At 53.4% G+C, this 18,678-nt stretch carries 27 protein-coding genes and 1 pseudogene; 6 read left to right on the top strand and 22 right to left on the bottom strand.

Annotated elements, in window-relative coordinates:
• Positions 1–19: 19 nt before the first annotated feature.
• The 5 genes from B5G40_RS07055 to B5G40_RS07035 form a co-directional block, all read right to left on the bottom strand.
• Positions 20–1,084 carry an FUSC family protein gene (locus B5G40_RS07055; RefSeq protein WP_087399228.1) on the bottom strand — a complete coding sequence of 355 codons (1,065 nt, stop codon included), beginning with the start codon at positions 1,082–1,084 and terminating at the stop codon, positions 20–22.
• The gene (locus B5G40_RS07050) at positions 1,071–1,517 is read right to left on the bottom strand and encodes a MarR family transcriptional regulator (RefSeq protein ID WP_087399179.1); all 447 of its coding nucleotides are present in this window, start codon (positions 1,515–1,517) and stop codon (positions 1,071–1,073) included. The genes B5G40_RS07055 and B5G40_RS07050 overlap by 14 nt, the downstream gene beginning before the upstream one ends.
• A gap of 143 nt (positions 1,518–1,660) precedes the next feature.
• Complete coding sequence (locus tag B5G40_RS07045) at positions 1,661–2,071, bottom strand: DUF2871 domain-containing protein (RefSeq protein ID WP_087399178.1); 411 nt, start codon at positions 2,069–2,071, stop codon at positions 1,661–1,663.
• Positions 2,068–2,556: a hypothetical protein gene (locus tag B5G40_RS07040; RefSeq protein WP_087327533.1), complete on the bottom strand. Its 489-nt coding sequence runs from the start codon at positions 2,554–2,556 to the stop codon at positions 2,068–2,070. The genes B5G40_RS07045 and B5G40_RS07040 overlap by 4 nt, the downstream gene beginning before the upstream one ends.
• Positions 2,557–2,624: 68 nt before the next feature.
• On the bottom strand, positions 2,625–3,182 hold the full coding sequence (locus B5G40_RS07035) for a TetR/AcrR family transcriptional regulator (RefSeq protein ID WP_087399177.1): 558 nt from the start codon (positions 3,180–3,182) through the stop codon (positions 2,625–2,627).
• A gap of 199 nt (positions 3,183–3,381) precedes the next feature.
• Here B5G40_RS07035 and B5G40_RS07030 point away from each other — a divergent pair, with 199 nt between their 5' ends.
• The 4 genes from B5G40_RS07030 (at position 3,382) to B5G40_RS07015 (ending at position 5,857) form a co-directional block, all read left to right on the top strand.
• Complete coding sequence (locus B5G40_RS07030; protein WP_087399176.1) at positions 3,382–4,497, top strand: O-acetyl-ADP-ribose deacetylase; 1,116 nt, start codon at positions 3,382–3,384, stop codon at positions 4,495–4,497.
• Positions 4,498–4,501: 4 nt separating this feature from the next.
• On the top strand, positions 4,502–4,852 hold the full coding sequence (locus B5G40_RS07025; protein ID WP_087265786.1) for a DUF2200 domain-containing protein: 351 nt from the start codon (positions 4,502–4,504) through the stop codon (positions 4,850–4,852).
• An 87-nt stretch (positions 4,853–4,939) separates the two neighbouring features.
• Entirely contained in the window at positions 4,940–5,596 is a 657-nt protein-coding gene (locus B5G40_RS07020) for a vWA domain-containing protein (protein WP_087327519.1), read from the top strand.
• Between the two features lie 54 nt (positions 5,597–5,650).
• Positions 5,651–5,857 (top strand): hypothetical protein, encoded by a 207-nt coding sequence (locus tag B5G40_RS07015; RefSeq protein ID WP_087188167.1) that lies wholly within the window; start codon positions 5,651–5,653, stop codon positions 5,855–5,857.
• 48 nt (positions 5,858–5,905) lie between these two features.
• Here B5G40_RS07015 and B5G40_RS07010 read toward each other — a convergent pair whose 3' ends face one another.
• The 11 genes from B5G40_RS07010 to B5G40_RS06960 all read right to left on the bottom strand — a co-directional run bounded on the left by B5G40_RS07010 (position 5,906) and on the right by B5G40_RS06960 (position 12,824).
• The gene (locus B5G40_RS07010) at positions 5,906–6,625 is read right to left on the bottom strand and encodes a DUF5714 domain-containing protein (protein ID WP_343286726.1); all 720 of its coding nucleotides are present in this window, start codon (positions 6,623–6,625) and stop codon (positions 5,906–5,908) included.
• 56 nt (positions 6,626–6,681) lie between these two features.
• Positions 6,682–7,176: a DUF6933 domain-containing protein gene (locus tag B5G40_RS07005; protein ID WP_087399175.1), complete on the bottom strand. Its 495-nt coding sequence runs from the start codon at positions 7,174–7,176 to the stop codon at positions 6,682–6,684.
• Positions 7,176–7,634 carry a metallophosphoesterase family protein gene (locus B5G40_RS07000; protein ID WP_087399174.1) on the bottom strand — a complete coding sequence of 153 codons (459 nt, stop codon included), beginning with the start codon at positions 7,632–7,634 and terminating at the stop codon, positions 7,176–7,178. Before B5G40_RS07000 ends, B5G40_RS07005 begins: the two co-directional genes overlap by 1 nt.
• 13 nt (positions 7,635–7,647) lie before the next feature.
• On the bottom strand, positions 7,648–8,286 hold the full coding sequence (locus tag B5G40_RS06995) for a Vat family streptogramin A O-acetyltransferase (protein WP_087327510.1): 639 nt from the start codon (positions 8,284–8,286) through the stop codon (positions 7,648–7,650).
• 12 nt (positions 8,287–8,298) lie between these two features.
• The gene (locus tag B5G40_RS06990; RefSeq protein WP_087327508.1) at positions 8,299–8,757 is read right to left on the bottom strand and encodes a flavodoxin family protein; all 459 of its coding nucleotides are present in this window, start codon (positions 8,755–8,757) and stop codon (positions 8,299–8,301) included.
• Positions 8,754–9,470 (bottom strand): SDR family oxidoreductase, encoded by a 717-nt coding sequence (locus tag B5G40_RS06985; protein ID WP_087399173.1) that lies wholly within the window; start codon positions 9,468–9,470, stop codon positions 8,754–8,756. Before B5G40_RS06985 ends, B5G40_RS06990 begins: the two co-directional genes overlap by 4 nt.
• A gap of 12 nt (positions 9,471–9,482) precedes the next feature.
• On the bottom strand, positions 9,483–9,797 hold the full coding sequence (locus B5G40_RS06980; protein ID WP_087399172.1) for a TIGR04076 family protein: 315 nt from the start codon (positions 9,795–9,797) through the stop codon (positions 9,483–9,485).
• Positions 9,794–10,204 (bottom strand): peptide deformylase, encoded by a 411-nt coding sequence (locus B5G40_RS06975; protein WP_087327499.1) that lies wholly within the window; start codon positions 10,202–10,204, stop codon positions 9,794–9,796. The genes B5G40_RS06980 and B5G40_RS06975 overlap by 4 nt, the downstream gene beginning before the upstream one ends.
• Positions 10,201–10,761 (bottom strand): SGNH/GDSL hydrolase family protein, encoded by a 561-nt coding sequence (locus B5G40_RS06970; RefSeq protein WP_242959315.1) that lies wholly within the window; start codon positions 10,759–10,761, stop codon positions 10,201–10,203. The genes B5G40_RS06975 and B5G40_RS06970 overlap by 4 nt, the downstream gene beginning before the upstream one ends.
• A 144-nt stretch (positions 10,762–10,905) precedes the next feature.
• Positions 10,906–12,276: an NAD(P)H-dependent oxidoreductase gene (locus B5G40_RS06965; protein WP_087399170.1), complete on the bottom strand. Its 1,371-nt coding sequence runs from the start codon at positions 12,274–12,276 to the stop codon at positions 10,906–10,908.
• Positions 12,273–12,824, bottom strand: coding sequence for a helix-turn-helix transcriptional regulator (locus B5G40_RS06960; RefSeq protein ID WP_087389445.1), 552 nt, complete (start codon positions 12,822–12,824; stop codon positions 12,273–12,275). Before B5G40_RS06960 ends, B5G40_RS06965 begins: the two co-directional genes overlap by 4 nt.
• 159 nt (positions 12,825–12,983) lie before the next feature.
• Here B5G40_RS06960 and B5G40_RS06955 point away from each other — a divergent pair, with 159 nt between their 5' ends.
• The gene (locus B5G40_RS06955; protein WP_087265810.1) at positions 12,984–13,331 is read left to right on the top strand and encodes a hypothetical protein; all 348 of its coding nucleotides are present in this window, start codon (positions 12,984–12,986) and stop codon (positions 13,329–13,331) included.
• Between the two features lie 245 nt (positions 13,332–13,576).
• Positions 13,577–14,335: a MerR family transcriptional regulator gene (locus B5G40_RS06945; protein ID WP_087399169.1), complete on the top strand. Its 759-nt coding sequence runs from the start codon at positions 13,577–13,579 to the stop codon at positions 14,333–14,335.
• Between the two features lie 77 nt (positions 14,336–14,412).
• Here the strand turns inward: B5G40_RS06945 and B5G40_RS06940 are convergent, their stop codons facing one another.
• The 6 genes and pseudogenes from B5G40_RS06940 to B5G40_RS06915 form a co-directional block, all read right to left on the bottom strand.
• Positions 14,413–15,042: a hypothetical protein gene (locus B5G40_RS06940; protein ID WP_087399168.1), complete on the bottom strand. Its 630-nt coding sequence runs from the start codon at positions 15,040–15,042 to the stop codon at positions 14,413–14,415.
• A gap of 58 nt (positions 15,043–15,100) precedes the next feature.
• Complete coding sequence (locus tag B5G40_RS06935) at positions 15,101–15,700, bottom strand: TetR/AcrR family transcriptional regulator (protein WP_087399167.1); 600 nt, start codon at positions 15,698–15,700, stop codon at positions 15,101–15,103.
• 18 nt (positions 15,701–15,718) lie between these two features.
• The gene (locus B5G40_RS06930; RefSeq protein ID WP_087399166.1) at positions 15,719–16,078 is read right to left on the bottom strand and encodes a dihydropteridine reductase; all 360 of its coding nucleotides are present in this window, start codon (positions 16,076–16,078) and stop codon (positions 15,719–15,721) included.
• A gap of 101 nt (positions 16,079–16,179) precedes the next feature.
• Positions 16,180–16,584 (bottom strand): annotated as a pseudogene (locus tag B5G40_RS06925) (transcriptional regulator); the annotation flags it as partial.
• Between the two features lie 43 nt (positions 16,585–16,627).
• On the bottom strand, positions 16,628–18,250 hold the full coding sequence (locus tag B5G40_RS06920; protein WP_087308103.1) for a recombinase family protein: 1,623 nt from the start codon (positions 18,248–18,250) through the stop codon (positions 16,628–16,630).
• Between the two features lie 100 nt (positions 18,251–18,350).
• Positions 18,351–18,545 (bottom strand): hypothetical protein, encoded by a 195-nt coding sequence (locus B5G40_RS06915; protein WP_087392011.1) that lies wholly within the window; start codon positions 18,543–18,545, stop codon positions 18,351–18,353.
• Between the last annotated feature and the right edge of the window lie 133 nt (positions 18,546–18,678).

Below are 18,678 nucleotides of genomic sequence, written 5' to 3'. Positions count from 1 at the left end.
CGCCCCCTTTTCTGTTTTCTTATTCTCTTTCCGGTACTGTCAGAAATCTTGCCGCCGCCAGGCGATGGAAGATAACCGCAAATACCAGGCCGAAGGTCACACCCAAGATGGTATCTACAATACGAAGGATCACCGCTCCCTGGAGTCCGTAGATTCCGGTCCCCAACATCAGCGCACCAAAACAGTTCATCGCCGTTTTATACCGATAATCGGTGCAAAAGCCCAGACACAGTCCTCCCAAGGGGCCCATTAACGGGTGAAGCGCTTCCGGCGTCACCAGGTAAACCACGAAAAACGCGCAGGAGCCCGCCACAGCCCCCACAATTCTCTGCCAGAAACGGGTAACCGTATTGCCGGAGTAAGGATATTCCGACAGCAGCGATGCACAGGCAAATCCCATCCACATGAACCGCTCTACTCCAAACACCTGTCCCGCAGTCAGCACCAGACTCACGCCAAGGGCCATGCGAAACTGCCACAGATAAACCGGCACAGCAAGATCAAACTTCCGCATGACATGGTGAAAACACGTCGTCCTATGCTGATCCCGGTGCTTGGCAAACAGGATGGCGCCGCAGATGAGATAGCCCACCAGCGCCAACAGTCCGCGGCGAACCAGTGCCTCTCCCACGACGGGATTGCCTGTCAGATAGATGTAGGCAAAGCTGTACAGGCCGCCGTTGCCCATTTCAGGCCGTTGGGTGGTCATGCAGAGAATGGCAAAAAAGCCCGCAAAGTGCAGCGGAATCAACAGAACCGGCGGAACCACCGCCGCCGCACTGGGAACCAGAACCAGGATAGCCAGCACCGCTGCCAGGGTAATCAGAGAATCTCCGATGCAATACTCAAAATTGACAAAGCGAATCCCAAGCATCATGCAGAACAGCGCCACTGCCAGAGGTGTGTTGTCGCTCCCGAACACAGCGGACAACAAACTGATAAACACAATGGCAAAGGCTACGATCAGCACAGACCGAACCGCTATCGCAACCCAGTAATAGGTTTTCTCCCGTCTTACTTCACAGGCAGCGATCTTCCGCTTCAGCACGGAGGGGTCCATCTGCAGCGCGTCATAGAACTTCATGGTCATGGGGCGTTTCCTGTCCTTTCTCAATCTGCACGGCAAGTCTGTCCGCATAATACACAAACGCCTCAAAATCCTGGCTGGAGCTGCGCCATAAATCATAGAAGGGCTGCAGAATACTCTCGTATCCCCTTTTCAATTCTGCAAGACCGGTTTCCGTGATAAAAATCTGATAACTCCGCTCGTCTGTTTCCTTCCGCTGCTTGCGTATGCAGTTTTTCTCATGGAGCGATTTCAGACACCGGCTGACCGCCTCAATTTTCATGCCGCTGTTTTGGCTGAGTAAAACTGGCGTGTTCTGTTCCGGCTTCAGATAGAGATGAGCCAAAAGTTCACATTCGCTGGCGGTAAGCACGGATTTCCGTAGTGGAAGGAGCGAACGCATAACCTTTTGGAGCTGCTGCTGATAATGCACCATATCTGTCCATTCCATAATTGTACAATCTCCCATTTATTTAACTCCGTTAAGTATATGCCAATTGTAACTCCATGTCAATAGGCAGGATGATCGTCCGCCAAGATAAACAGAAGAACGGGGTTGGTACTGCAATGCAGTACCAACCCCGTTCTTCTGTCTTATTTCGTTACGCTGCGCTTGATCTGCAGCAACATCAAAATCAGACTGACTCCAAGCAGGATATGCCCAATTCCAGCTATACCGGAGATAGCCGCATTCATACCAGCGGACAGCGAGATCCCCAGCACCTGGAACACTCCCCGCACCACCAGCATCACGGCGGTCAGGTTCAGGCCCACATGATAGAGTGCCAGCACCCGTCCGGTCTTTGCACCTGTGAAGGAAAAAGCCTTTTCCAGCATAAGCAGCAGCAGGAAGAACACCATACCCATCAGAAAATAATGGGTATGCACCACAGAGAGCGTGGTCTTAGCCGTAAAGCTGTTGAATTTTGTAAACTCCCGATAAAACACGCCGCCCACCATGGCCAGGATGGCGTACAGCAGCGCGGTATTCGCATAGCGTTTCATATAGTTCCTCTCCTTATTTGCATTCCCGTTTCATATTCTCCTTCTTGTTCCATTTTGTTTTGGACGGCGCCTGCTGCAATGGTCGCCTTGATAAAGTTTCTGCCAAACAGCAATCCTGCCAGTAGCAGTGCAGCGCCCAGGCCCGTATAAAATACGGCAATAAACCGCTCCGGCGCCAGCCCGCTCACCCGGAGGCCAATGCCCCCGGCCATCATAACCGCCATGATAACAAAAGCCTTTCCGTCAAAAAATTTGAGGAAAAAGTGCCGTTCCTCCAAATAGGCGGCAATCCGGGCAGTGTGCTTTTTGACCAGCCTTCCAAAGATAAAATACTGAAATACAGTAAACACCAGTACCGACAACAGGGCATTTAGCACCGTAACATAGGTCGGATAGGCCATTACGCCGATCCGAAGGATATTGAATCCCGCCGCGCTCCATACCAGACAGGCCAGAAGCAGCAGCGTATTCCGTTTTACTTTCATCCTTGCCTCCTTCTAATGAACAATGTTCAATTTCCGGGATACAAAATTCCCACAGAGTTGTGGGAATTTTAATAGAGGGTCCTGCGGACGATCTCCAGTACAACCGAGGGATCATAATCCTGCCGCAGCAACGCAGACAACATCAGTGAAAACAGGAGATCCGAAAATTTTTCCGCTGTAAATGCTTCGGTAAAGGCATCTGGCCGGACTCTGGTATCCCGCAGCAAGACAGAATGCAGGCTATCTAAAATATGCTGCCAGGTCTGCTGCATCCGCCGTTTTCCATCGGATTTATCCTCCCCCATGAAGCCCAACGAGTGAAGACTGAAAAATCCGGGATACCGTTTGCAGCCGTACTCCATCCGTTGGTACAGCCAGGTAATACAGGCCTGGGTATCCTGAAATACTGCCTCATCCTCCGGGCGGCGGAAGATCTCACACCAGACGCTCTCCACTGTGGCACCCATCAGAGCAGCTTTGGAATCAAAATAGTTGTAGATGGAACCAACCGACACACCGCAGGCGGCCGCCACTGAGCGAATATTGACCACAGACCACCCCGCTTGCTGGATGAGCTCACGGCTGGTCTTCAGGATCTCCTCTTTGGATGTAACTACGGTATTCATCCTATCACCTCAATATGAATATCGTTCATTATAGTGTTTTATTCTCTTTTGTCAAGCATTTTTGGGCCGGATGCTGCAATTTCTCTACAAATCGAGATAGCTAAGACTTCCAACAGGTTTTTAGGCGGGCAAATGTCCGTTCCTTGTCAGAACGACCAGTTCATGGTATCATAAAACCAATCAATGAGGAGGTGTTCTCATGCCCCTGCACATCGTGCGAAATGATATCACTACTATGAAGGTGGACGCCATCGTCAATGCCGCCAAAGAGAGCCTTCTGGGAGGCGGGGGTGTAGATGGCGCCATTCACCGCGCCGCCGGGCCGGATCTTTTGAAGGAATGCCGTACCTTGGGCGGCTGCAAAACGGGACAGGCCAAGATCACGAAGGGTTACCGCCTGCCTGCCAAGTTTGTAATCCACACCGTCGGCCCTGTCTGGCAGGGTGGAAGTTGCGGCGAGAGGGAGCTTCTCATTTCCGCCTACCGTTCCTCCCTGGAGCTGGCCTTCGCCAACAAGTGCGAAACGGTGGCCTTTCCCCTTATCTCCTCCGGGGCATACGGCTACCCCAAGGACCAGGCTCTGAAGGTGGCGGTGGACACTATCGGAGACTTCCTGCTCTCCCACGATATGACCGTCTATCTGGTGATCTTCGACCGAGCCGCCTACACCATCGGCGGAAAGCTCTTTGCCGATATTGCCGCCTATATCGACGACCACTATGTGTCCGAACATACCGACAGTCTGGAAGAGCAGCGCCGCCGTTCCGCGGGCTTTAACGCCCCTTCCATGACAGAAGTACCGTGGACTCCTGCAAAGGCAGCGCATTGGTCGGACGAAAACCTGAGCCAGCCGGATGAGCGTTTTTTAACAACGTCAATGTGGGAGTCTATTCCAGGAACACCACTGACCCCTACAGCAGTACCATTGCCCCCCACATCGTTGACCATCAGTCTGGACGAGGCCCTCAGTCAACTGGATGAAAGCTTTTCTCAGATGCTGCTGCGGAAGATCGATGAGCGTGGTCTCACCGACGCCCAGTGCTATAAAAAGGCCAACATTGACCGAAAACTCTTCTCCAAGATCCGCTCGGACGTCCACTACAAGCCCTCTAAGCCCACCGCTATGGCCTTCGCCGTGGCCCTGGAGCTGCCTCTGCAGGAGGCCCGTGAGATGCTGGGAAAGGCAGGCTTTGCCTTCTCCCACGCCAGTAAGTTCGACATCATCGTGGAGTATTTCATCGCCCACCAAAACTACAACATCTTTGAGATCAACGAGGCTCTCTTCGCCTTTGATCAGAGCCTGCTGGGAGGTTAATACCATGCCCCGTACCGATGTGACACAGATGTCCTTTGCCAAGCTCTATCCGCTTCTAATCAACAAGGCAGTGAAAAAGGGTCGTACCCGGGAAGAGGTGGACCAGGTGACCACCTGGCTCACCGGATATAGCGTCGAGGACATTGCCCGCCTGGAGCAGTCTGATACCAGCTATGGGGACTTCTTCCGAAATGCCCCGGCCATGAATCCCAATCGAACCCTCATCACCGGCAAGGTATGCGGCATTCAGGTGGAAGCAATCGAGGACCCGTTGATGCGGGAAATCCGGTATCTGGATAAGCTAGTGGATGAGTTGGCCAAAGGCAAACCCATGGCGCAAATTTTGAGAGCATAATTGTCGCCCGCCAGGCGACCAAACAAACATAAAATCCCTCTATACTGTGCTCGTAAACCAAACAACACAGAACAGGGGGATTTTTCTATGAAAAAGAATTTGACGGAACTGGTCTTTATCCTGGACCGCAGCGGCTCCATGCAGGGACTGGAGGTCGATACCATCGGCGGCTTCAACGCCATGCTGGAGAAGCAGAAAAAGGAGCCCGGCGAGGCTTTTGTCTCCACCATTCTCTTTAACGACCATACCCAGGTGCTCCATGACCGGGTAAAAATTGAAGCGGTCGAGCCTATTACCCACAGAGAATACTATGTCCGGGGCTGCACCGCCCTGCTGGACGCAATCGGCGGTGCCATCCATCACATCGGTAACATTCACAAATACGCCCGGAGTGAGGATGTACCGGAGCACACCCTCTTCGTCATCACCACCGACGGCATGGAGAATGCCAGCCGCCGCTATACCTCTCAGCAGGTCAAAACCATGATCCAGCGCCAGAAGGAGAAGTACGGTTGGGAGTTCCTCTTTTTGGGTGCAAACATCGACGCGGTGGAAACGGCGGGATCGCTGGGCATCGCCCCGGATCGGGCGGTAAACTACCACTGTGACAGCGAGGGTACTCGCCTCAACTACGAGGTGGTGAGTCAGGCTGTCACCGCTGTCCGGTGTTGTGCTACGCTGGATGAGCACTGGAAAGACGATATTGAGGAGGATTTTCGCAAGCGGAAGAGCAACCGCCGCTAAAGGATGATCTCCCGCAACACCACGATAAGTAAGGTCCATTTTAGGAGGCAAAGCATGACCTATACCAAAGATGAACTTGTGGAGGCCAAACGGCAGATCGACTCTACCCTGCATAAGCTGCGGGAAACCGTCAAGACTCTGGAAGGGAAAGAAGATCCCGCCCGATTGAAATCCCAGATCACACTGGCCAGACGCCGCATCCAGGCCTTTACGATTGCTGTTTCTCTGATTGAGAAGGAACTGGAACAAATACAGGCATAACAACAACGAGCCCGGAACTTCTTATCATCCAGAAGTTCCGGGCTGTGTTCATTTCAAAGATAGTTTTACCAGCTTTGCACGTTTAACAGTTTTAATCTCTTTCGTTTCAAGTGCTTTCGCCGCCGAGAACGGACAGCGCTTGCCAATGCACTGGTTGTTCCGGCCACTGTAAGAGCAGACAGGAACTGTCCGCTCCATCTCCACCCCCAGATGCTCCTTGGTAAAGTCCACGGCGGCCAGGATGGCCAGGAAGGAGTCCCGCTTGCAGCATCGAGGGCCGCCCACCTGACCGATGCTCTCCAGCGCTCGGGCAGTCATCTGATTACTCAGCCCCCAGGGCTCTCCGGCCAGGGGTGTGGACTGGGTAACAATGGCCAGGAACTGTCCTGTGGCAATCCCCGCTCCGCAGGCTCCCCAAAAGCCGCAGGCTCCGCCGGGGACCGCCTTGCCCCGGCTATACATCTCCCGAAGCGACTTCTCAAACTCCAGGTTACCACCGGCGTTTTTATAGGCAGTAAGCAGAGCCGCGCCCACCATTACATGGTGCTCCGGACCGTGCATATGGCAGAATGGCAGCTCCATCATCCGGCGGAGAATGGCCACAGGATCGGCAGAAGTCTCAGAGAGACACAGGCCAAAGATGCTGTCCATACCCTGGGTATGGCAGTCATTGCAGACATAATGACCCGCTACACAACGGGTTTTGCTGGACTCCTTCTTATGGCAGATGGCGCACTCCATGACCTCATCCTGGGTCAGATATTCCAAAGGCGCCTTACAAATCAGACATTCCTCCCTGTTCAAGTCTGAGTCTCCCTTCATTTTCATATGACATTCACCCGCTCCAGGCTCGTTCCAAGCCCCTCAAAACCCACGCACCGGCTGGGCTTTGTATTGACGGCATGGTCCAGCAGAGGCTGGGCCTGACAATCCGTGTCCAGGCACAGATCCAGCGCCAATACATCCTCCCAGGCCCGGTTGAGAAAGGCCACCTCCCGGCGTCCGTGGGTACGGGTGATTTCAATCTCGCCCGCCTGCCGCAGATATGCTTCCACCTGATCCGCTGTAAATCCAGCGGCGATAAAGCTCTCCGTCAATCCCTCCCGAAACAGGCCGGGCAGGTCCGCCCACTGAAGGGGCGTTACATCATAGCGTACAAAGGTATACCGGCTGTGACAGTGGACAGCCAGCAGACACTTGCACCCCCGCAGATCGATGACATGGAGGTCCCAGCAGAAACGCCGGTCTGGCTGCGTGCCGTAGGCCGGCGTTTTCATCTTCAAAAATCGCTTGAGGGGGAAAGTCAGTCCCAGTTCCATCACCTTACCTCGTGGGGAATGGAGATTTTCTCCACCTGAATCTCCCCATCTGCCAGTTCCGCCATCATCATGGTAATCTCCTGATGGAACCGCCGGGGGCCGCAGGAGCCGGGATTGAGCCACAAAATACCGTTCTTCTCCTCCTGCACATACTTGTGGGAGTGGCCAAATACCACCACATCCACACCGTTAAGCGTTGCGGGAAGTTCTTTCTTATTGTGGACCATATAGAACGTCACACCATCCAAGGTGATGGTAAGATCATGGGGGATGTCTTCCGCCCACTCCTTATCGTTGTTGCCCCGGACCACATAGAGAGGCGCGTATTGCCTCAACTGGTCCACAATGCTCTGTTTATTGATGTCGCCGCCGTGGAGAATGGCGTCGGCGGTTTTCAGCTGCTCCACCACCTCCGGCCGCAGCAGGCCGTGGGTGTCGGAGAGAATGGCAAGCTTCATGTAGTTTCCTCCATTATAACTCAATGCGGCGAATTTGCTCCAGATCACCGCTGCACAGTGCTTCCAGGTTGCAGAAAATCTTTTCCGCCTCCCAATCCCACCACCGCAGCTTGAGCAGATACTCCGTCAGCTCCTGGCCGAACCGGGGCCTGACTACACGGCAGGGGTTCCCTGCCGCCACAGTATAGGGCGGGATATTGCCTGCCACCACAGAATTGGCCCCGATAATGGCGCCGTCGCCAATGTGGACACCGGGCAGGACTGTGACATCCTGCCCTATCCACACGTCATTGCCCACCACCGTATTCCCTTTAAAGGGCAGCTGGTCCAATGAAGGCGTGCACTTCTCCCAGCCGTGGGCGAAGATATTGAAGGGGTAGGTGGTGACCGACTCCATACGGTGGTTGGCCCCATTCATTACAAACTCCACGCCTTTACCAATGGCGCAGAACTTTCCAATGATCAGCTTGTCCCCGATGAAGGGATAGTGGTGGGTCACATGGTCCTCAAAATCCTCTCCACCGGTGGCAGCGTCGTCATAATAAGTATAATCGCCTACCTCAATGTTGAGGCGGGTGATAACATTCTTGATGTAGCAAACGCTGGGGATGTTCTCATTCGGGTGGACAGCATTCGGGTCCGGTCCAAACATAACATGACCTCCTTAACCGTGCGTATTTCGCGCCTGAATCTCCCGATAGAATTTACGGGCGTTCTCCAGATCCCGCTCGTCCGGATGTCCCTTGGCAATACCGCCTACCAGCTTAAAGGGGCCAAAGGTGTCATAGCCCTTGCAGGAAAACTCCCCCAGCATCCGGCAGTTCTTCTCCTGCGCGATCTTCGCCACAGCCTTGGCCCCACTACCCTTGGCGCCGCCATAGGTATAGACGAAGAACACCGGCTTGCCCTGGGGCAGGTACTGCCGGGCAAACTCCACCACAGCCTTTTGGAATTCAAAACCGTAGATGCCGGAGGCAAAACCGATACAGTCATACTTCTCCAGCCGGACGGTCTGGCGGGTGGTAACATCGATCAGGTCCACATCCCCCTCGCCCGCCATGGCCTCCAAAACGTTCAGCGTGTTCCCATGGTGGCGGGAATAGTAGCAGATGGCGGTTTTCATAGACCGGTTCCTCCTTGCAGGGTCCATCCAAAGTCATTGTGGTAGATCATCTGGCGGGTCATGCCGCCGTCAATGCAGATGTTCTCCCCCGTAAGAAAGCCCGCCTTGTCCGAGCACAGGTAAAGCACCATATTGGCAATGTCCAGGGGATTGCCAACCCGGCCTGCGGGCTGCTGAATGGCATCCGGACCGTCATAAACGGTATAGTCGGTGTCGATCCAACCGGGCGAGATGGAATTGACCCGCACCTTACCGGCCAGGCTCACCGCCAGGGCATGGGTCAGGGCGGAGATGCCACCCTTGGCCGCCGTGTAGCTCTCGGTCTGGGGCTGGCTCATCCTGTCCCGGGAAGAGGAGATATTTACGATGGCCCCGCCGGGTGCAAAGTGGGGCGCAAACAGCTTGGTAAGATAAAAGGGGGCGGTAACGCCCACCCGCAGGGCGTAGTTGAACTCCTCGTAGCTGCACGCGTCAATGCCCTTCATCAGGGGCAGGGCATTATTGACCAAAAAGTCCACATGACCATAGTCGGCAATCACCTTGCGGGCAAAATCCTCCAGAACGGTCTGGTCGGCCAGATCACCCACAAAATAATCGTTGGGAAGTAGGTCAATCGCGCATACCTCGGCGCCTGCTTTCCGGAATTCCTCCGCAATCGCCTTGCCGATACCCTTTGCTCCGCCGGTAACCACGGCAACTTTATGTTCAAACATGGCGTTTCCTCCTCAGTCCGCGTCCTCATCCAGGGTTTCCACCAGAAAGCTCACCGGCCGGAACCCGTCGTTACAGGAGAGCATGGCGGATTGGGGGTTCTTCATCCAGCCGTCGTAGAAGTTCTCACCCCCGTGGCTTAGGGCCAGCACAAAGGACGAGAGGGTATCCCAGGCGCTTTGGCAAAAGCCCACAGGCTTCTCCCAGCCATTGGCGATAAAGACTTGGCCCACCTCCATGTCGCAGGCATGAGCGATGGGATTCTCATATTGGGCCATCAGGTCCTCGTATCGGGTGATGCGCATGACAGTGATCCTGCACTTTTTCATATGATGATGCCCTCACAGTGGTCGATCTCATGCTGGATGATCTGAGCCGTCCAGCCGGTGAAGGTTTTCAGCCGCTCCTGAAATTTCTCGTTCTGCCAGCGTACCTTGATGGTCTTCCACCGCTTGGCCGGGCGGACGCCGGTCAGGGAGAGACAGCCCTCCTCCGTGTCATAGGGCTCGGACTTTTTAACGATCTCCGGGTTGAACATGACCATGTAGCTGCCCTCGTTATCGAAAGCAATGATGCGCTTATTGATCCCAATCATATTGGCCGCCATACCCACGCAGCCGGCCTTGTGGTGCTCCAGTGTCTCCAGCAGGTCGGCAGCCACTTGAACATCGCCCAGCGTGGCAGGCACCGCCTTTTGGGCCAGGAACGTCTCATCTTTGCAGATATCTCGAATCATCGTAATTTCTCCTTTTGCTCCTGAATGACCGCCGCAATGGTTTCCGCCGCGATACGGGAACCCAGTTCACTGGGATGCACGCCATCGGCGGCATAGAGGTTCTGAGTATCGGACAACTCATAAAACTTCCGCCCTACATCAGCAAGGAGGGCGTGGTTCTCTCGGGCGGCTTTGTGGTAGGCTTCAGACATCTTATGGGCCATCTCACTATAATCCCAGCCCTTGGCTGTCAGCTTGGCCCCGTCTCTCTGGTAAGCCCAGGTGGCGTAGAGAATGGGGACTGCCCCATTCTCCCAAATTTTGTTGCAGAGCTGCTCCACGCTGGCAAAGAAGCTGCCGGGAGCGGTTATGGGCCCGTGGCTCATCTCCTGAAGGACCACATAGTCCCAATGTTCTTTGTCCAGCACCTCCTGCGTCTTTGCACCCAGCTTGGTCTTGGGGTTCAGGTGCTCCGACAGCCGCGCCCCGCCCCGGGTGTGGCGGACCACTTCCGCCCCAGTTAGTTGAGCCAGCATCTGAGGCATATGGTTGGTAAAGGTAAAACTGTTGCCCAGCATTAAAATCCGCACGTCTAAATCCCTTCTTTTCTGTTTGCTACAGTATAGCACAGCAAGGCTAAAATTGTCATGAAGGCCCCATGTATTTTTGCTGAAAAGGGTGCTCACCGCTGAGCGGAGAGCACCCTTCAATCAGATCCGTAATCAATTCTGCTTCGCCGATCCGGCACTTTCCCGGGCCTGCCCTACTACCTTTTGGTACGGCCCAATAATGTATTGGTTCATCTGTCCCTTCATCTTCTTCTGTACAGAGGGAACCGCCAGCATGGCTCCTACCAGCTTCATTTGCAGAATGCGCTTTCTCTGCTTCTGGGGGAAGTCGTAGATGCCGTGGGTCTTATAGAACTTGTGGTCGGCTTTCATCATGCCCTGCATCACATAGATGAGATCCCGGAAAATCTTCATTCCGCCCACCCCGTAGAAATTGGCCGGGCGGGACAGCTTCTTCTCCATGGCAAATACCACAGCATCGGCCAGGTTTTGCACATCGGCAGCGGTATTGCCCTCATCGGTGGCTACGCCGCACAGATAGTTGCCCCCCACCTCGCTGCGACCCTCCACAATCATGCGCAGATTGCTCTCATACTGATAGTCGCCGCTGATCAGGTAGGCAATGGGCGTACCGTGGGTAACGGTACGGTGGCCATTGCAGAACTGCCGGTCGTCAAAGCATTTGAAGCTGGAGTGGGTATAATGGTCGGAGATGGTAAAGGCATAGACAAAGGCGTCGGCGGTCTGGATGGTATTGCGCAAAAATGCGTCAAATCCGTCGGTATAGACGCATTTCCCTGTGATGGCGCAGCCGAAACACCCAAGGCAGCCACCGGCAAAGGGAAAGTCCCGTAGATTTACCACCCGGCTCTCAAAGGGCAGCGCAGCACGGAAATCAGCAATCATATTCCGGAGAGTTTCATCCTCGGGGGCACAGTTGGTAACAATCACAACGTCCTTTTCTTTGCTCTTGGACACGGAATGCAGCACCGGCTGATAGACCGGCTTCTCCCGCCGGGGCGCTCTGGCAAGCGGTGTGACAAACAGCCCGTGCTCGCAGGAAAATATCAGCTGATCGAAAAAGTTCCGCGCCTCCTGCTGCCCCTGCTGGGTGAGCAGGTCATCCATATCGGCGGACAGCCCCCGCACCACCTTCATGCCCAAATCAAAGCAGTTCTCCTCCACATAGCGGTGGGCGGTCACATCATAGAAGTGCTTCGATGTGGTGATCTGAGAGGCAAACTTGCCGGAGAGGTCCACACCATCTGCCTTGATGAGCTCGATGAGCCGGTGAAGCTGATAGGGCGCAATAAAGGTATAGACCGGATAGCAGAACAGCAGCAGATCCGCCTGCTCCAATTCCTCTCGCAGCGGAGCAAAATCTTTCTCATAGTTTTTGATGCGCTGGCCCACCGGAAGGACAGTGAAGGTATGCTCCGGGTGCAGCGCCTGCAAATACAGCGCGGTGTGGACCGTGGTGGAATTCTTGCCCTTGGGGCTGGCATTCAAAACAAGAATTTTCATGGTTGTTCCTCCAATTCGTGAAGCAGACGGCTGTACCAGCCAATTTCAAAGTCAGCGGCGGCGATACCGTACTGAATGGTGTATCCCTGAAAGCGCAGTATCTGGGACCAATCGGTCCCAGACGGCAATTCCTGCGGGTCCATCTGCCGGAATTGCTGCTGAATGGCACAGAGGACCCCGCGGGTCTCCTTCATCTGCCGGATGTAGTCCCGAATAGCGGCCAGGCGCTCCTCCGGCCGTGCCAGCCCCGCAAAGAACAGACGGGATAGCTCCATGTTCTTCACCCTGTCCGCCTGCATGGGTTGAGCCACCCAGGCAGAAAAAACAGATCTGCCAGTTTCCGTGATGGAAAAGCGCTTTTTACGGCGCTTGCCCTGGATCACTTCACAGGCTGTCACCTTGCCCTCTTTCTTCAGCTTGGCAAGAGCCGTCTGCACGCTGCCCGCGCTATGGGAACAGATCAGGGCCAGGTTTTTCTTGATGAATTGCTGCAACTCATACCCCGTCATGGGAGATAGAATCAGCAGCCCTAAAATCAGGTATTCCATAACGCCCTCCAATATATCTAATAGAGATATTATAGAGCAGGACTTGTGTTTCAGTCAATGCAAAACTGCACAGCTCTACTTGCCGTATCTTGGTAATCCAAGTATACTGAATACAGCATCAGGGAACTGTTTTGCATGGAAAGGAAGGAGGCTGGCTCTATGGATACTATTCGCGCAAAAGAACTGTTGTCCGCCTTGGCGGACGGTATGGACCCGTTTACTGGTGAACTCTTTCCACCAAACCATATTTGCAATCATCCGGATATCATCCGCGCGCTGCACCATATCCTCTCCTCGACTCAGGACGCCAAAAAAGGGGCGAACACGCCAAACGCAGGAAAGTCCTGGCCTCAGGCAGAACAAGATAAATTGGTTGATGAGTTTTATTCTGGAATGAAACTCTCCGCCATTGCCAGAGAGCACGGAAGAAGCCGGGGCGCAATTGAGGCAAAATTGGCACACCTGGGTTTGATTGAAAATGCCTATTTTGGCAAGAAGCCAAAATAGCCCCAGATTCTCTCTAAAAAAGATTGGAAGCGCTATGATGATCCGTATGGATTTAGGGTTAAATATCGAAAAAAGTGGCTGTGTACCATCCTGCCGGTGTCCTTCCAGTTCCACCACACCCAGATGGACAGAATTCCGGCGGCAGAATTTTTAGAGCATTTGCAGCAGGAGATCCATCAAGTCTAACATTTCCCCTTGACTCTGACGCTCCGTCAACTGATACAGTATCCCCAGGAGGGATGTTTATGGAGTATTCCATTCAGGAACTGTCGCACCTGTCCGGGGTAACCACCCGCACTCTGCGCTGGTACGACCAGATCGGGCTGCTGAAGCCCAGCCGGGTAGCGGAGAGCGGCTACCGCTATTACGGCAAGGCAGAGGTAGACCGGCTGCAGGACATTCTCTATTACCGGGCCCTCGGGGTGGAGCTGGCCCGTATCAAGGAATGCCTGGACGATCCCTCCTTTGACCGTCTGGCCGCCCTGCGAAACCATCTTGCCGCTTTGGAGGCAGAGCAGGAAAGGCTGGGGAAACTGATCCGGTCGGTAAAAGAGACCATCGGAGCGGAAGAAAGGAAGGAATTTATGAGCGACGAGCAGAAATTTGAGGCGTTCAAGGAGCGCACGGTAGCCCACAACGAGGAAGTTTACGGAGCCGAGACCCGGGCCAAGTACGGAGATAAAGAGGTAGACGAGGCCAACGCCGCGGTGATGAATTTGACCCAGGAGCAATATCGGGCATGGACCGGCCTGGGTCAGGAGATTCAAGAGCGGCTGGAAGCGGCTGTCCAGGCTGACCTCTCCCCGGAAAGCGAGGAGGGAAAAGAAATCTGCACCCTCCACCGCCGGTGGCTTACCATCACTGGGAACCGGTACGACCCGGCCAGGCACCGTGGGATTGCGGAGCTGTATGTGATGGATGAGCGGTTCACCGCCTACTATGATAAGCGCATTCCCGGCTGCGTCCGTTTTTTGCGGGACGCCGTCGTCCACTGGGCGAAATAAGGCTCTTCCGGTGAGCAACTAACCAAAGCAAAATCCTCCTATGCCGTCTCTTCTGAGGAAAAACAGCATAGGAGGATTTATATTTGCTTTTGACCAAAGGAACTGTTTGTCTGCTGCACGCCCTTCCACAGCATCCGCACAGTGATGGCCACGATCACCACATAGGTCACGGCACTGGAGGCGGCGGACACCGGAAGCATGGCATTTTTATCTGTCGCCGTCCGGTTCACCATGATCAATGTATTTTGCATCGTCAGAATTGCCACCAGCGCATCAATAAAATTGACTGTCCGCAGCTCCGCGACCAGGATATTACCTGCTGACCTGCGCCTCTGCCGGCCAATGTGAATAGAAGCCATGATGATCTTCCAGGTTGTGTAGGCTGCCATGGCAATCGCCGGAATCAGTCCGATGGATACAGGCTTGTCCAGCACCGCCATCATGGAAATAGGCAGAATGAGCGACAGATCCAGCACCAGCAGCAGTATGGAACTGATCAGAAAGGTCCGACGACGACAGCCACTTCGTTCCGCCGCAAGCCGTGTCCGATTTCTCCGCTCTGTCAGAAGGACAATACCCCGAATCGCCATAAGCAGGAGATAAAATATGCCGATACTTCCATGCCAGACCGATCCATAGCAAAGGCCCAAATACCCATTGTACAGGGCAAAAAGCGCCGTAAACCCAAAGGATACAGCGGAACTCATGAGAGTCCGATAGATATAGTCCTCCCGCCATGTCCGGAGAAAGCGCGCAGCTCTGCCGTTATTTCTCATAGCTGCCGCCCCTGGGCCGCACGCAGGACTCGATGATGTCGGCAATCATCTCCACCTCATCCGCGCAGTCCTGCCGCAGCCATTCCTTGACAATCGCGCTGATTCCCTCCACATAGTAAGCCATGTAATAGGGATGCCAGGCGGTTGGAATCTCAAACCGCTCCAGAATAGGACCCAGGATGCGCTGCTTAAGCTCACGATACCGCACATGAGCTTGCACGCTGCTGGGGTTCCTGAATGCCGCCCGGTAGACCTTTTTGTTGTCTTGAATGAACCGGAGATAGGGGAGCAGGTATTCCCGAGTGACCAACACCAGGTCTTCCCGCTCCCTGCTGCCCATATTCTCCAGAATCTCTTCTTCCTGTTTGGGAAAATAGGAGAGAAATCGCTGATTGATCATCTCCAACGTTTCGTTTACCAGGTCGGCGATGGTCTCATAGTGCAGGTAGAAGGTAGAACGGTTTACGCCGGCCAGGTGGCAAATCTCTTTTACCGTGATGTATTCCAGGTCCTTCTTCTCCAGCAGTGCGATGAGGGCCTCGTCCATCCGCAGGGCGGTATTGAAGTATTTACTTTCAGACTTGTTCATCTGCCGCCCTCCCTGTGTTTATTCTGCCGATTCGCTGATCTCCCGGGCCAGCTGCATGATCTCAAAGGCATACTTTTCCTTGCCGGACCGCAGGAGCTTTTTGTAGATGGGGTAGTTCAAACCCACACCAATGATACCCAGAATTCCCAGGAGAATTCCGCCGCCCGTCATCAGGATACCGCCTCCTCCGATCACCTGCATGGAAAGGCACATCCCCAGGCCAAGGATCAGGGCCATCCCGATACCAAAACCATAGGCAAAGAGCGTCGCCGAACGCTTTGCTTTCCAATCCAGCTTTTTCAAAGCGACGACCTTAGAGGTGTCCTTGGGGGCATATTCGTTGGCAATGGCTTCCGCAAAAATCTTATCTGTGTTCATAGTGATGTCTCCTCTAATCATCAATTCTTCGCAGCTGCTGATATGATCATAGAGGATACAAGGCCAAAAGCGAACGACACAATTGAGATTTCGTGCTGATTTCAGCCAGCCTTTTTCCGCGTCAGAAACACGCCCACCAGTGCCACAATCAAGGCGAAGGGCGCCAGACGGACAAAGACCCATTCAAAGGCGTGAATGGCCACGCCCATGACGGCAGTCTCCGGGGCACTGTAATCCCATCTCAGGTAAAAACTGTTCCCCACGAACAAGATCGCAGCAATGATTACAATGCCGACGCATAACGCGATGAGCAGCCAATGGAGGATTGCTTTTCGCATCACCTTTCTCCGCGCAAGCTGTAAGTTGATGATTTCCAGCTTTTCGGAGAGCGCTTTGACCTCATCCACCTCCGCCTCCATCACCGTCTCTCCGAGCAATGTGCTCACAGGTGTCTCAAGGGCTTCCGACAGGGAGATCAACAGATCGGAATCTGGAACGGACAGGCCCGTTTCCCTTAGTTAAAGATATTGTTGGGTATCTCAAGATGTGTCATTCGATTTTGCCGATAAAGCGGTAGAAGATTTCCACTTCCTGTTCCCGGCTTCCGTCCTCACTTTTGACCGCTTCATGGACAAGGATTTTTTCAATCAGCGTATTCAGAAGTTCAGCCGTCAATTCTGTGGGATTGACATACTGTTTCATCAGACCTATCCACTTTTCAGCGTCAACCGCTGTCTGGGCGGCGACCTCCATCGCTTCGTGAAGCCGTTCAATTTTTGCGTCCAATTCTCGCTGTTCGCCCTGATACTTTTCGGACAGCATATTGAAATTGTATTCTGTAATGCGTCCGGCAGACCAGTCCTCATACATTTTTGCAAACAGGGTGTCTACTTCTGCTTTGCGCTTTTCCGCCTTTTTCAGTTCGGCTGTCTGCCGCTTCCTTGCAGTATTGCGTTCCTTGTCGCTGGCGTTAAGTAGCCGTTTCAGAAGTTTGTCCCCATCCTGCTGTGCCAGCACAGACCAGTATTGCAGACGGGAAAGGACATAGGCGTAAAGCACATCATAGCGGATATAGTGCATGGAACACTGGTGCAATCCTTGCCCGTACTTGCTACAATGGTAGTGGGCATAGGGATTTTTGTTCTGGCTGTTCACACCATAGGCCAGCGACCAGCCGCAGTCCGCACATTTTACCAGCCCGGAAAATATCTGTGTTGTGCCGTTCTTCTGCCGTCTGCGCCTGTTGCAAATCTGCTCCTGTACTTGACGGAACACATCTTCGGAAATAATCGCTTCGTGGGTGTTCTCCACACGATACCATTCCTCTTTTGGCTTGCGTACTTTCTTCTTGTTTTTGAATGAAATGTTGGTCTGCTTATTGTGGACGCTGTGTCCGATATAGGTTTCCTCTTTCAGAATACTTTTCACCTGCGCTATCGTCCACGCATAGGCTTTTTCCTCCGGCGCTCCGGCATAGATATTTGCGAAAGTGCCGTATCTCTGGAAATTCAGCCAGCCGGGAGTAGGCACTTTTTCTTCGACCAAAATCCGTGTAATGCTGGCGGCTCCCCGGCCATGAACGGCAAGGTCAAAAATCTTTTCGATAATCCACCTTGTTTCCGGGTCAATCAGAAGATGGCCTTTCTTATCCGGGTCTTTGACATAGCCCAGCGGGGCATAGGCTCCATAGTGTGCGCCATTTGCAAACCGTGTCCGCATGGCCGCTTTTACCTTTTTGCTGGTCTGGCGGGCGTGCATTTCATTCAGAATGTTGAGGAATGGGGCAAGCTCATTCTCTCCGTTGATGGTGTCCACATTGTCATTGACAGCGATATAGCGGACTCCTTTGCTGGGAAAGTAGATTTCCGTGTATTGGCCGGTCAGAATGTAGTTTCTGCCTAAGCGGGATAAATCCTTCGTAACAACGCAGTTGATTTTCCCGTCCTCAATGTCATCAATCATTCTCTGAAAATCCGGCCTGTCAAAGTTCGTTCCAGACCATCCATCGTCGATATATTCATCTATGACATTCAGGCTATGCTCGGCGGCATATTGCCGGAGCATCATGCGTTGTGTCTGAATACTCCCGCTTTCTCCTTGCAGTTCATCGTCCCGGCTCAATCTCATATAAAGCGCCGTGTTGTAAATCGTAGTATTGTAAGGTTGTTTCACCGTTAAAAATCCTCCTTCTAAAGAAACAACCCACGCTTACAATACTTTTGCTCTATGGCAATTATATCATAAGCGTGGGCGTGTTATCAATGATGGGCTATCAGGTTGAAGCGGCTTTTTCTGCGGTATGCCGCACCACATCTACAATCAGATCACCGAGGGGCTTCCCGCCTGCGGCGAAGTGTTCGGAGATTTTTATACGGTTGTTCCCACATACAAAATACTGCGTGCCGTTCTCTGCTTGTATGACCTGCCCTGTCCGGGGTGTAAAAATATCGCTTTTGCTTTTTGCCATCCAGTGTCCTCCATATTCAGTTTTCAACGCCTCATGAAATGCCATCACAGCTGAGAATGAAAATATAGTCTGTGCGTTAACCGAAGGATTTGCTAAACTGAATACAGCAGGCGTAGTCCGGTTGCACCTTGGT

Source organism: Flavonifractor sp. An9 (assembly GCF_002161245.1).
Classification (GTDB): domain Bacteria; phylum Bacillota; class Clostridia; order Oscillospirales; family Oscillospiraceae; genus Flavonifractor; species Flavonifractor avicola.
The sequence above is the reverse complement of the archived record's forward strand: the minus strand, read 5'-3'. Positions and strand labels throughout refer to the sequence as shown.